This window comes from Myxococcus stipitatus DSM 14675 (assembly GCF_000331735.1).
Classification (GTDB): Bacteria; Myxococcota; Myxococcia; order Myxococcales; family Myxococcaceae; genus Myxococcus; species Myxococcus stipitatus.
Window position 1 is genome coordinate 2,984,082 of sequence record NC_020126.1, and the last position, 12,624, is coordinate 2,996,705.

Consider the following 12,624-nt stretch of genomic DNA (forward strand, 5'->3'; position numbering starts at 1 on the left):
GGCGGAAACAAATGACCCACCCCCTGGGTCGAAATACAGCACCGCGCTACTTCTCCATGAAGGACTGCGCGGGAGTGATGGTGACGGCGTCCGCGCGGACCGGGAGCGGGAGTCCAATGATGGACTTGTCGACATCCAGCAGGGCCTGGGACTTGTCCGACGCGTAGGTCATGGGCGAGGGCTGCCCCGAGCGCAGCGAGTTGGCGAGTGCCTCCGCGTCCTGCGTGACGAACGCGAAGTTGAGCGCGGACGGGTGGAGGCGCCGGCGCAGCACGTCCTGCACGGACTGCGGCGTCATCTTCGTGAGGGCCTGGCGGTACTGCTCCAGGTAGTCCGGCGTCCCGTAGAAGAGCGAGTCGATGGCGTAGCCCAGCCGCCGAGGGTCCGTCTGTTCCCACAGGCGCGAGTAGCCCTGGAGGAAGCCGCGCATCAGGTCGAAGCGCTCCTGGGCAATGGGCTCCTTCACGAGCTGGTCCAGGAAGTACAGCGCGCCGCGCGTGGCGAACATGGCGTGGGACGGGTCCACCGGGCGAATCCACACGGTGAGGTCCTGCTGCGTGCGCGCGATGTTGGTGCGGTTGTACGTGGTGCCGGGGGCCTCGATGAAGTGCTCGGCGTAGGCGTAGTCGCCGTAGTTGAGGCCGCGCTTCTCACGCAGCTCGTTGAAGAGCAGGCCGATGGACTGGCGGTGCTCGCCCAGGTGCGTGAGCGCGAAGGCGAGGGGGAAGAAGTCCGGGTCGCCTCGGCGCACGGGGTTGACGTAGCCCATGCTGACGGCGGTGGAGAGCGTCTGCTTCTGGATGATGACGGCGCGGCCCGAGGTCGCGGTGACGGTGGGCAGCGTCACGCGAGGCGCCCCCGTGGCGGGCAGCGTGCCCAGGCGCGAGAGCAGCGACTGCTTCAACGCGTCGTCCACGGCGCCCGCGAGTCCCACGACGAGCCGGTCCTGCGTGAAGACGCGCTGGGCGTGGGCCTTCACGTCGTCCAGGGTGATGGACTTGAGGCCCTGCACGGTGCCGCCGATGAAGTGCGCGTAGGGGTGGCCCTCGTAGATGAGCGCGTCGAGGGCGGCCTTGCCGAGCCCCTCGTCATTGGCGCTGCGCAGGCCGTTCTCCACGGTGCTGATGGCGTTGGTGCGCAGGCGCTCCAGCTCGGCCGCATCCATGCGTGGCGCGAGCAGCACGTCGGCGAGGATGTCGAGGTAGCGCGGCAGGAAGTCGCGGTGGACGCGGCCGGAGAAGGTGGTGAACTCCTTGTCGACGGAGGTGTCCAGCTCGGCGGCCATGGGGAAGAGCGCGTCGAGCAGCTGCGCGGAGGTGAGCTTCTGGGTTCCTCCCTCGGCCATCAGCGTGGCGGTGAGCGCGGTGAGGCCCTCCTTGCCCTTGGGGTCGTCGATGGAGCCCGAGTGGAAGACGAGCCGGAAGGTGACGATGGGCGTGTCCGGACGGGCGAGGACCACGAGCTCCATCGGCTTGGGCTGCCGGAGCGGAATGGCTGGGACTTCCGAGGGGGCCTTGGGAGGTGCCTCGGCGGGAGGCGTGGCGGTGGCCTCTTGCGCGGGAGGCGGCGTGGGCTCGGGCGCGGGCTTCTGTTGGGAGGCGCAGCCGACGAGGGAGAGCAGCGCGGTGAGGGACACGAGGGTCTGGGTCTTCATCACTTCGTCCCTCCGGCGGTGTCGACCTTGGGGGTGAGGCTGAGCTGGGTGAGCTTGGAGGCTTGGAGGTAGCGCTTGGTGAACTCGGAGAGCTGCGCGGGCGTCACCTTGGCGAGGTGGCCGAGGTGTCGCTGGAGTCCATCCGGCGTGCCGAGGATTCCGGCGTACCAGCCGAGCTGGATGCCCACGTCGCGCGGCGTCTGGAGGGCCATGAGGGCGCCGTAGCGGGCGTTGTCCTGGATGGCCTTGACGCGGGCGGCGTCGACCTTGCCCGCGGCGACCTTGCTGACCTCGCGGAGGAGGGCCAGGCGGACACGGTCGCGGTGGCGCTCGTCCTTGAGCGTGGCGGTGAGGGTGAACAGGTGCGGGTCGCGGTGGTCGACGTAGTCGCTGCCGATGGACTCGACGAGCTGCTGCTCGAGGACCAGCTGCTTGTAGGCGGGGCTGGTGGGGCCGACGAGGTAGGCGACGAGCACCGTCTGGATGGCGGCGTTGTTGGTGTTGGCGGACGCGGCGGGCGTGTGCCACGCGAGCACCTGTCGGGGCTGCGTGGGCTGGGGCCAGTCGACGTGGGCGCTGCGGGGCTGCGTCTGGGGGGGCTCGGTGGGGACGGTGATGGTGGACGTCTTGCGGTCCCACGGGCCGTAGTGCTCGCGGACGAGCTTCATCACCTGGTCGTCGTCGAAGTCACCGACGATGAAGAGCAGGGTGTTGTCGGGGGTGTACCAGCGCTGGAAGAAGTCGCGGCTGTACTGGTAGGCCTCCGGCATGGCCTTGATGTCCTCGTAGAAGCCGAGGGTGGTGTGGCGGTAGGTGTGCTTCGTGAAGGCCGCGGCGTTGAGCGTCTCCTCCATCTTGAGGAAGGGGGCCGCGGCGCTCTTGTGGTACTCGCCGAGGACGGCGAGGGCCTCGGTGCGGAAAGAGGGCTCGGCGTACTCGAGGTTGCGGAAGCGGTCGGCCTCGATGTCGATGAGCTGGGGGAGTCCGGCGGTGGGGCCGTAGGAGTAGTAGAGGGTGATGTCGTCGGTGGTGAAGGCGTTGTCGTCGAACCCGAAGGTGCCGAGGATGCGCTCGCGCTCGCCTTCCGGGTGGCGCGGGGTGCCCTTGAACATCATGTGTTCGAAGAAGTGGGCGAAGCCCGTCTTGCCGGCCTCCACTTCATTGCGCGAGCCGACGCGGACGACGGTGACGTAGGAGACGATGCCCTGGGAGGGGTAGGGCACCCGGACGACGGTGAGGCCGTTGGGGAGCTTGTCCGTCTTGAGGGTGTAGGGGAAGGCCTGGGTGGGGGAGCTCGTGGATTGGGCGAGCGCGGGGAGCGCGGTGCCCAGCAGGAGCAGGAGGAGTGGGAGCAGTCGTCTCATTCGGTGTCCTCGAGGCCTCGGGGCGTGGGGCCCGAGCGAGGGGAGGACCCTACGCCGGAGTGGCGGGAGGGGAAGCGACTTCCAGGCCGAGTGTCAGCCTCCGTGCGAGAAGGTGCGGGGGTGGACGCTCAGGAGGATTGACGAGGCGTCCTCAGCGGTTAATGTGAGGAGAACGCGGTCGAAGCGGTGGCCGCGAGTGGAGCAAGCAGTCAACAACCGGGGGCGACCTGGTTTCGACGGGGGCAAGGAAGTTCGAGACGCGTGCCGAGCTTGTCAGGTAGCTCGTAAATCCCACCCGGCAAAGACACAAAAGCCAACGACAACGTTGAGCTCGCGCTGGCTGCCTAAAAACAGCTCTTAGTGCGCGGTCCCCCAGCTCTCGGCCCGTGGGGTTGGGATCGACCGTCATAATGCGGGCTGGCCGCCAAGGGTGCCTGGACCCGAGGTGGCGAGACCTATCCAGGACCGGCTCTAGGAATCCCGTCCGTGGGAGTCTTGGGGACGTAGCAAATCGCGGACTACGCACGTAGGGTCGAAGGACGGAAGGCTTTCGGACGCGGGTTCGATTCCCGCCGCCTCCACAGTGAGAAGCCCAGCAGCCGCGAGGTTGCTGGGCTTTTTGTTTGGGCGCATGGACGGCCCTTGGGGTGCCCCTCTGCTGGAGGAACCCATGTCCTCCCCCGGAACCAGCGACATGAGCCGCGGCGGGCAGACGCAGGCGCGTTGTGCCTGCTTGTGCTGTGGAGTCCCTTCCTCCGTCAACGCTGTGGGATGGGGGAGATACGGTCTCCATTGCTGTTGCTTTAGCGGGGGCACAGCAGCCAGGACGTGTTCAACAGTCAGAAACGACGCCACTCATGGTTTGGCTACCATGCCGAGCGAGGCGAGCGAATGGTCCCAAAGCGCAGTCAGGCCATATCGCCAACATGTTTGGGGAGCCGGGATGGCAAAGAGGGGCGCAATGTCCTTCAAACTCAATGATGGCTGCTCTCTCCCAATGGCACTTTGCACTGAATTGTGACTCCTTGAGTCAAGGGGGCATCGGGGATGCCCGCGAGCCCAGGAGGCTCTTCTTTTGCTGGCTATTTCGCAAACTCCTCTTGGAGTCTGCATTGGGATTGGCGTACGATTATCGTCTCTATGACGAGACAGGAAGATTGTATGGGGCGACATCCGCTCGCGCGGTTGAGGTATTTCTTGATGGGGCGATGGGCTCTTTGGCTCGTCTTGTTCGCGGGATATCCCGTCACTGCAACAGCACAGTATAGCTGCAATATGAGCGATGGGTGCTACTTTGCGTGCTCGCCCCCTGTTTCGGGTCGGCCCAATGGCGCGATTCACATGTGCAGCTGTAGTGGCGCCCCAATCATCGGGCCACCCAATGGCTCTCACATGGGGTCGGCATGCTATGACCTGGGCTCACAGTGTGCACCGTGGGAGTCGTACCCCATGTCGACTGTGAACTGTCAGCAGTCGTGGTCGTGCCAGCCAGGCCAGGCCTGTACGACAAGTAGTGGTTGTTCCGGAACCTGTGTGTATTCCGATCCGTCGGAGAACTACAGTGGCGCTCCGGTCGGATGTGTTCCGGCCGCTGGAAGCCAAGTCTGTGGCAGCGCGTGTTGCGATCCAGAGAGTATTTGCTCCGCGGGCGAGTGCAAGCCTCGATGCGGCAATTCGCCCTATTCTCCTGCGACTCAGTGCTGTGTGAACGAAACAGTCCTGCCCAAGTTCCAGATAGCGGACCTTGCATCGTGCCCGGATCGAGGTCCTCGGCCTGGGTATAGCCCTAGTGTCAATGGGTGCGGACCTGAGGGCTGGGGGTGGGCTATTCCTGATAAGTATGGGCTCGCTAATTTTGGCCCCTCATGTGATTCCCATGATACTTGCTATGGTACTTGTAATAGCTCGAAGGCTGGCTGTGACTCTTCGCTCAAGAGCCTGTTGGCTGCGGAGTGCGGACGCGTCTATCCCCAACCGCAGTCCCTGCGTCGAGCAGACTGTCTGGGGATGGTGGATAGATTCTATAATGCGGTGAATGAGGAGGGGGCAGGGGCGTACGATAAGGCGCAGAAAAAGGGATGTATTTGCTGTCAATAGTTTGGTTTGTGATGGATAGAGGGTGATGGCTATGAACGGTCTTCTTGGGAAGGCAGTTGCTTTCTTGTTAGCTGTTGGGTTGATTGGGGCCTGTTCTGAGCGTCCGGCTCAGGGCGACTCGCGTGCTGCATCCAGGAAGGAGCAGAGGACGCTCGAGTCGAGCATTTCGGGAGCCTGGGTGGGTGTTCGGACTGGTCCAGTCGATTCCGCAGGCGTGCGCTTTGTCCTTGAGGAGTCCGGCGGCCTGGTGACGGGGGTGATGTATTTCCAGGATCCTGACAACTCGCAGTATGTGGAGCGGGGAGCGGTTTCCGGAACCCGAAGCGGGAATGCTGTTCAGTGGACTGCAGGGCGTGCCTCTGTCGTGGGGACGGTGGCTGGGGATGAGATCTCCGGCACGTTTACCTACGCTGCCAGTGATGGAGACCCTGCGGTCTCGGCTCAGTTGGAGCTGGATCGATCCTCGTGCACACCTGAGACGGACATCGCGTTCTGCTCGCGCAGTGGTTTTGACTGTGGGACCTCTGTTGGCGTAGACAACTGTGGTGTCAGACGAGTTGTCGAGAGTTGTGGGACTTGCGCCGGTGGGACTGCTTGCACAGGGCAGAACAAGTGCGAGTAGCGGATTGAGGGCGACGACTCTAGTTGTACTGTTCGTCTTCGCCGAAGCTTGTTCTCGCTCTTGATGTCCTGAATGCCAGCCACCGGACCTTCCGCATGTGCCGAGAGAGTCTGGTGGCTTCAATGTGATCCGGCCTCGCGAATGGGTCTCTCGGCATAGCGGGTTCGATTCTTGCCGCCTCCACAGTGAGAAGCCCAGCAGCCGCGAGGTTGCTGGGCTTTTTGTTTGGGCGCAGGGTCCCTAGGTGTATCCCTCCGTAATCGACCGACTGTCGTAGCTCGGCGTAACAGGTCCTCCGGAGTTCGGCGAACCCGGTCTGGGTGAGTTCGGCTAAACCGGTCCACTCGGGGGGGGCTCGCTGACAGGCCACGCTGGCTTCCGTTGGAAAGGGATGTGGCGTGAGTAATCGGAGAGTGGAGAAGGAGCGGCTGCAGGAACTGGTGCGATTGCACCGCCTGGGCACACCCGCGAGGCAGGTGGCCCGGGTGCCCCTCATAGGAGTGGACGTGGAGCGCAACTACCGGCGCGTGCTGGAGGCGGCGGGGCTGCTGCAGGGCGACGTGCAGGGGCTGCCCGAGCTCGAGGTGCTCAAGGCCACGGTGCTGGCCGCGCGGCCCTCGGCCCCTCCACTGCCCCAGCAGCCGCACGGTTGCTGGGCTTTTGTTTTCGAGCCCACGGCCATGGCCCCTGGATTGCCCGCGCCAGCAGGCCGGCGTCGCGGAGCGGTTCGGACTGGAGAAGGGGCACGGGCTGGCCTGTCCGCGAGTGCTCGCACCATCACGAACCCATGCCCGTCTCCGGCGGGGAGGGCGAGGTGTCCCGCCAGCGAGGGGGCATCCGGGTTCTCGGCGAGGGACGGGAAGTGGAAAAGGCTGCCCCAACGCTCCTGGGCCTGCTGCTCTATCTCGCAGGCGACTTCGTACAGGTGCTCGTCGCTCGACGCCTGACTTCCGCAGCGCATCGTTACGCCACGCATCGGGAGACGTCTCCCTCCATCGCCGAGCTGCCTCGGCGAAGGGGGGAGCGACTCCAGTTCCTGGGAGCGCAAGGAGACCTGCTCGATGGATGTGCCAAGCGCGTAGCCCGTCTGCTGCATGAGGTGGAACACGACCGCGATGTGTTCTCGGCGCAACAGGAGTGCATCCACCTGGTCGAAAATCTCCGGTGCGATGGCTCGGCTCATGTCTGGGGGCATAGCCGAAGAGAGGGCGTCCTCGGCTCGCGCATGACGACGTTCACTGCCAACGCCAGCCTCGAGGGCGGCATCCAGGGCCCCCGCGTCTTCGGCTGAACGGAGTTGTTGATGCCACCGTGCCCAAGGCGCTCGTGAGCGTCGGCGCCCCATCTACGCGATGACAGACCCTCGCACGGGAGTCCTCCGCCGAAGGCCTGTCAGGCGCTCCCCCAATGCCTGAGCGTCAAGCTGCCCGACGGTCTCTGGGGGGCGCAATCCGTACCCAGCCCATACCCAGGTGTCGGCGGTGACCGCGTCGACTGGCCATGGATGGCCCATACCCGTCTGAGAGAGAATAGGCCCTGGCTTGCATCATCAATGGGCCCTGCGTGCGCAGGGCCGCTCGTGACATGGGAGGGGATAGATGAGCGAACAGGTGCCTTTTGATGCCGTGACCTTCGCGGAGAACCCGGATCCACGTTGTCCGTGCGTGCTCCTTCTGGATACGTCCGGCTCGATGGGAGGAGCCCCCATTGACGAACTCAATGCAGGGCTCGCGCAGTACCACGAAGAACTGTCTGCGGACGGCATCGCATCCAAACGAGTCGAGGTTGCCATTGTCACGTTCGGTGGACAGGTGCGGATTGTCTCCGACTTCGCCACGGCTCCTGGCTTCGTCTCACCCTCTCTAGAGGCCGGAGGGGAGACCCCCATGGGACAGGCAATCCTGAGTGCGACGGAGATGCTCCAGAAGCGCAAGGAGGCGTACCGGAAGAATGGCATTCTCTTCTACCGCCCCTGGATCTTCCTCATCACGGATGGACGACCGACGGATGCCTGGCAGGCCAGCGCCGAAAAGGTGAAACAGGGCGAGGCCACCAAGGCCTTCTCCTTCTTCGCTGTCGGTGTCGAGGGGGCCGACATGGGCATTCTCAAGCAGATCAGCGTCCGGGAACCGCTCAGGCTGAACGGGTTGCGCTTCAGGGACCTCTTCAAATGGCTCTCGAACTCGCAGCAAGCCGTGTCCCGCTCTCGGACCAACGATGAGGTTCCACTGTCGAACCCCACGGTGCCCGGTGGGTGGGCCTCGGTCTGAGAGGCGCTCGTGTGGAAGATCCTCAAAGACTCCATCGCGGGAACCTCTCATCAAGACACGGGAACCCCCTGCCAGGACAGCAACGAGGCTCGCTCCACCCAGCCCCAGGATGAGGACTTCCTCGTCCTGGCGTGCGCGGATGGCGCCGGCAGTGCGGAGTTCAGCCAGATAGGCTCCTCGCTGGCTTGCGAGTATTTCGTCGCGCGGGCCTGCGAGCACCTCCAGGCCGGGGTCACCATGAAGGACCTGGATGAAGCCACCCTGCTCGGATGGTTTCACTCAGTGCACGAGGCCCTTTCGGTAGAGGCCCAGCGACGAGAGCTGCTGCCCCGTCAACTCGCATGCACGCTCCTGGTGGCCATCATCGGCGAGCACTCAGCCATCTTCGCCCAGGTGGGAGACGGCGCCATCGTCATTCGTGAGGACAACGAGTATCGCGCGGTGTTCTGGCCTCAAGCCGGCGAGTACCTGAACACGACGAACTTCATCACGGAGCCCCACTTCGAGAAGTCATTCATGTGTGAGCGCCGGGAACAGATCGAGGAGGTTGCGCTGCTGACGGATGGGCTGCAGATGCTCGCGCTCAACTTCGCGGCCAAGGGAGTTCATCAACCCTTCTTCGCGCCGATGTTCGAGATGCTGCGGAGCGCCCCCGCTCACGAGGAACTCATCGTGCCGTTCAGGAGGTTTCTCGATTCTCCGAACGTCAATGCACGCACCGACGATGACAAGACCTTGATCCTCGCGACTCGGCGCAATGGCCATGCAGCCCCGACGCCTCGTTGACGGCACGGGCCGGACGGTGCAGCTCGGCCAGGAGCTGCGTCGTGGAGGGGAAGGCATCATCTTCGAGGTGACGGGCGCTCCCGGCTGCGTCGCCAAGGTTTTTCTGCGCACCCCGTCTCCCGAGAAGACTTCCAAACTCCTCTGGATGACCTCGAACCGGTCGGGCGAGTTGGAGAGGCTGGCGGCATGGCCTGTCGCAACGTTGCACGAACATCGCGGCGGCCCGCCGATGGGCTTCATCATGCCCCGTATCGAGGGATACAAAGAGATTCACAACCTCTACGGGTTGCAGAGCCGACGCCAACACTTCCCCAAGGCGGATTGGGCGTTTCTGCTCACCGCCGCCGCGAACTGTGCCGTCGCTTTCGACGCGGTTCATCAGCTCGGCCACGTCGTCGGAGACGTCAACGAAGGCAACCTGCTCGTTTCACCCAAGGACGCCACCGTTCGGCTCATCGACTGTGACTCCTTCCAGGTCGTGGCTGGCCATCGGGTGTTCTTGTGTGATGTGGCCACCGCGCTCTTCACTCCTCCAGAGTTGATAGGGCAGAACCTCAAGCAGGTCACTCGCCGTGCAACGCATGATCAATTCGGCCTCGCCGTCTTGATCTTCCACCTCCTGTTCCTCGGCCGGCACCCCTATTCTGGAAGGTTTCTGGGGATGGGGGAGATGTCGCCCGAGCGAGCGATCAGCGAGCACCGCTTCGCCTTCGGACGCAACGCAGCGGCCCTGCAGATGGCGGCCCCTCCTTTTGTGCCAGCGCTCGGCTTCCTCCCTCCCTCGGTGGGCGAATTGTTCGAGAGGGCGTTTGACCCTCATCCGGAGCGGGCAGGGCGGCCATCCGCCGAAGAGTGGACGCGGCATCTGCTGGGACTGCTCAAGCAACTGCGCACGTGCCCGAAGGACGCGAACCATCGCTACCCGAATCATCAGAACAGCTGCCCCTGGTGCAAGCTGCTCGCCGACGGGGGCCCCGCTTTCTTCCTGGGCCTCAATGCGGTGCTCCACCACACATTCAATGCACGCGCGGTCGACCTCGATTCACTCTGGGCCGAACTGTCTCGAATTCCCGCGCTCAATCTTCCAGCGAAGCCCACCGCGTCGCCCGCCCGGGTCGCCGCGCCGTTGCCAGCTGACGCAACCCAGACATTGGGGCGCATCGCGCTCGTGCGGTCCTTCTGTGCCATGACAGGCGCCATCGTCACGATGGGGGTATGGATTGGAGTGACGGCGTCCCCGCAGATGGGCCTCTTCCTTGGGATTCCAGCCGCGGTGTTCGTCCTGATAAGCAAGGTCTACTGGTGGTGGCTTCGTCGAAGCGACGTCGTCGACACGATTCTCCGTGAGCGGCAGGCCACGAACACCGCGGCACAGACCGCACTGATGAACGCACGGAAGGAATGGGAAGGGCTCGCGCCTCTCATCGCGACCACCCAGAATCACCGTGCACAACTCGAAACGTTGAGACGCGATTACATCCACCTGCAGCCAACGTTCGAGTCCGAGAACAATCAACTGATCAAGAGCAAGGAAGCGTCGCAGAAGCGTGACTTCCTCCGCAATGTGTTCATCCGGAACCATTCCATTCGAAACATCGGTGATGGACGGAAGGCGATGCTCCGCAGCTATCACGTGGAAACAGCTCTGGATGTCCTGACCCATCGAATCCTCGGAGTCGTTCCTGGATTTGGTCCTGCCCTGACAGACGCACTGACCGACTGGGCACGTGCTGTCGAAGCCCAGTTCCGTTTCGATGCCAGAAAAGGAGTGAGCGATCAGGAGCGCAATGCGCTCGTCGCCAGGTTCCTTCAACGACAAGCCCAGCTGAAGAGCAGGATCGAGCAGACCCTCGAGGAGCTGCGAACCCAGACGCGTACGATTTCGACCCAGCTCTCCACGGTACAGGAGCGACTCACCCACTGCCTCACGGCCGTTGCCCAGGCCCATCTGGACCTTGCCAGCCTTGCTCCAGGAAGTGCCTCGGGAACAAAGGTTCCGTTCTGGGGCGGGCGCGGCTACTGGACGATGCTCGCCACCCTGGTGGCACTTGCCCTCTTCGTGGCGGAAGGAGACGCGATCTACTCGGCGCTTACTGCGCCCATCTATGTCCGCCCTGAAGGCGCGGTTGTCGCTCCTGACGCACCGAAGCCAGTCGCTGAAGTCCTTCCCCCTCCGCTGCCCATTCCTCGTGACTGCGTCGTCAGGTCGACTCCAGCCGTGAGTGCTCTTCGCATGGGAACGGTCTCCGCCAACACGCCCCTCATCGTCACCGCGAAACAGGATGGGTGGAGGAAGGTCCTCTTGCCAGAGGGCCAGGAAGGTTGGACTGGGCCGCGCTGCTGGATGCGCCTCGCATCAACAGGCGGAGCCTGTAGAGGTGACGAGGACTGTTCGAGCACTCAATGCAGCCTTCCGCTCGAAGGCCAGAGCATGGGCCAATGCCTCTGACTCCGTTCGTTTCGCGGGTGATGCCCGCTGCGATGCGGGCTCGACGATGCGTCACCCTCATCTTGCCCTTGGTGTGCGGCTGTCCGTTGTCCTGGCAGAAGACCTAATGGCCTCGTAGATGCGAGGGGCTCCACTCCCGACGTCGGGACGTCTCCGGTCCATTCTCACCCGCCCTGGGCAAGTCCTCAACGCCCGGTCAGAGGGTGTGGCGAGCCTGGAGCCTTCGATGCTGCAACTCAAGGAATCGCGCTGTGGAGTCCTTCACGTCCGATGTCGAGAGCGGTGGGGCGGAAATGGAGGGTCATGAGGCGCTCGCGTGCGACTCGACATTTCTGTGCCGCCGCCTGGCACGGGGGAGGCGGGAGATGAAGGGCTTCTGCGCCGACGGGGCTCGGGGCTGAAGGGTGCCTCGGCCGACCCGTCCGCCCGTGGTTGGCTTCCGCTCACGTGCCTCCCGCGACCGTTGAGCCGTCACGGCGACTGTCGCGCCCATCGCTTTGCGACACTCGGTTGGGTTTGGCGCTCGAGGAGCGTGTCCCGAAGGAGGATGATGATGTTGCGTGTACCCGAGTCCGAGGTTGCGGTGGGTGAAGGCGTGGCACTCGAAGTGCGCGAGTCGCTCCCGTGGGACAGGCGTGCGGAGCTGGGCGGGTTGGCGGCGTTCAGTCAGACGTGCCGAGACGTGCTGCTGCGTCCCGTTTCGACTTTCGAGCGGATGAAGCCAGAGGAAAGCGTGGGGGGCTCCCTGCTCTTCGCGTTGCTCTGCTACGCCGTGGCCTGCTTCCCCACGTGCGGTCTCTACTTCCTCCTCGAGTCCTTGAGGGATGGCGACACCTGGAACCTCGGGCGAAGATACTTTGGCGCCAGGGACTCGGAGGTGAGGAGCTTCATCATCTACTTGGGGTTGTCACCACTGGTGTTGCCTGTCGTGACGCTCGTGGCCGCTGGGCTGGACCACGCGTTGTTGCGAGGGGGCGGATCTGCTCGTTCGTTCCACACGACGCTGCGTGGCCATGTCTTGTCTCTGGCGCCCTGCCTGGTAGGGCTGCTGCCTTGCTTCTCGTTGCCGGTGATTCCGCTCTGGTGCCTCGGGTTGCGCATCGTGGCGCACCGGAAGCTGCATCGCGTGAGCTGGACCCACGCCATGTTCGGTTCCCTGGGGTTCCCCATCGCCGTCGTCGTGGGATGGTTTCTGTTCATCAGCATCGTCTTGATGGCGTTCCTGTTGGACCCCATCGGAGGGTCCCTCGACAATGACTACCGCGACTACGACGGGGACGGCGTGTCGGATACGGGGTGAGGAGTTGGGTGCAGCATGGCCATGGGCCTGTGTGCGCGCGTCCGGCCATCTTGACGTGCTTTCTCTGGGAGCTGTCGACCCG

The 12,624-nt window shown here is 64.1% G+C and carries 8 protein-coding genes and 1 other RNA gene; 7 read left to right on the top strand and 2 right to left on the bottom strand.

Annotated features, from left to right (window positions below; translation table 11 throughout):
- Positions 1-46: 46 nt before the first annotated feature.
- Positions 47-1,654, bottom strand: a complete 1,608-nt coding sequence (locus tag MYSTI_RS11740) for a M16 family metallopeptidase (RefSeq protein ID WP_015347961.1) — start codon at positions 1,652-1,654, stop codon at positions 47-49.
- Entirely contained in the window at positions 1,654-3,018 is a 1,365-nt protein-coding gene (locus MYSTI_RS11745; RefSeq protein ID WP_015347962.1) for a M16 family metallopeptidase, read from the bottom strand. Before MYSTI_RS11745 ends, MYSTI_RS11740 begins: the two co-directional genes overlap by 1 nt.
- 218 nt (positions 3,019-3,236) lie before the next feature.
- On the opposite strand from MYSTI_RS11745, the gene ssrA reads away from it, so the two are divergent.
- The 7 genes from ssrA (at position 3,237) to MYSTI_RS11770 (ending at position 12,542) form a co-directional block, all read left to right on the top strand.
- Positions 3,237-3,602: a transfer-messenger RNA gene (gene ssrA / locus MYSTI_RS41320) on the top strand.
- An 865-nt stretch (positions 3,603-4,467) separates the two neighbouring features.
- Positions 4,468-5,115 carry a phospholipase A2 family protein gene (locus tag MYSTI_RS45660; RefSeq protein WP_015347963.1) on the top strand — a complete coding sequence of 216 codons (648 nt, stop codon included), beginning with the start codon at positions 4,468-4,470 and terminating at the stop codon, positions 5,113-5,115.
- Positions 5,116-6,524: 1,409 nt separating this feature from the next.
- Entirely contained in the window at positions 6,525-7,028 is a 504-nt protein-coding gene (locus MYSTI_RS43775) for a hypothetical protein (protein WP_044279511.1), read from the top strand.
- Positions 7,029-7,335: 307 nt separating this feature from the next.
- Entirely contained in the window at positions 7,336-8,007 is a 672-nt protein-coding gene (locus tag MYSTI_RS11755) for a vWA domain-containing protein (RefSeq protein WP_015347965.1), read from the top strand.
- Between the two features lie 9 nt (positions 8,008-8,016).
- Positions 8,017-8,793, top strand: coding sequence for a PP2C family serine/threonine-protein phosphatase (locus MYSTI_RS11760; protein WP_015347966.1), 777 nt, complete (start codon positions 8,017-8,019; stop codon positions 8,791-8,793).
- Positions 8,765-11,242: an SH3 domain-containing protein gene (locus MYSTI_RS40670; protein ID WP_015347967.1), complete on the top strand. Its 2,478-nt coding sequence runs from the start codon at positions 8,765-8,767 to the stop codon at positions 11,240-11,242. Before MYSTI_RS11760 ends, MYSTI_RS40670 begins: the two co-directional genes overlap by 29 nt.
- 553 nt (positions 11,243-11,795) lie before the next feature.
- A complete protein-coding gene (locus MYSTI_RS11770) occupies positions 11,796-12,542 on the top strand; it encodes a YIP1 family protein (RefSeq protein ID WP_169558625.1) in 747 nt (248 codons plus the stop codon).
- Positions 12,543-12,624 lie beyond the last annotated feature (82 nt).

Excerpts from the sequence above, each read along its gene's own strand:
- MYSTI_RS11740 (WP_015347961.1), bottom strand. The coding sequence starts at position 1,654 with ATGAAGACCCAGACCCTCGTGTCCCTCACCGCGCTGCTCTCCCTCGTC.
- MYSTI_RS11745 (WP_015347962.1), bottom strand. The coding sequence starts at position 3,018 with ATGAGACGACTGCTCCCACTCCTCCTGCTCCTGCTGGGCACCGCGCTC.
- MYSTI_RS45660 (WP_015347963.1), top strand. The coding sequence starts at position 4,468 with ATGTCGACTGTGAACTGTCAGCAGTCGTGGTCGTGCCAGCCAGGCCAG.
- MYSTI_RS43775 (WP_044279511.1), top strand. The coding sequence starts at position 6,525 with ATGCCCGTCTCCGGCGGGGAGGGCGAGGTGTCCCGCCAGCGAGGGGGC.
- MYSTI_RS11755 (WP_015347965.1), top strand. The coding sequence starts at position 7,336 with ATGAGCGAACAGGTGCCTTTTGATGCCGTGACCTTCGCGGAGAACCCG.
- MYSTI_RS40670 (WP_015347967.1), top strand. The coding sequence starts at position 8,765 with ATGGCCATGCAGCCCCGACGCCTCGTTGACGGCACGGGCCGGACGGTG.
- MYSTI_RS11770 (WP_169558625.1), top strand. The coding sequence starts at position 11,796 with ATGTTGCGTGTACCCGAGTCCGAGGTTGCGGTGGGTGAAGGCGTGGCA.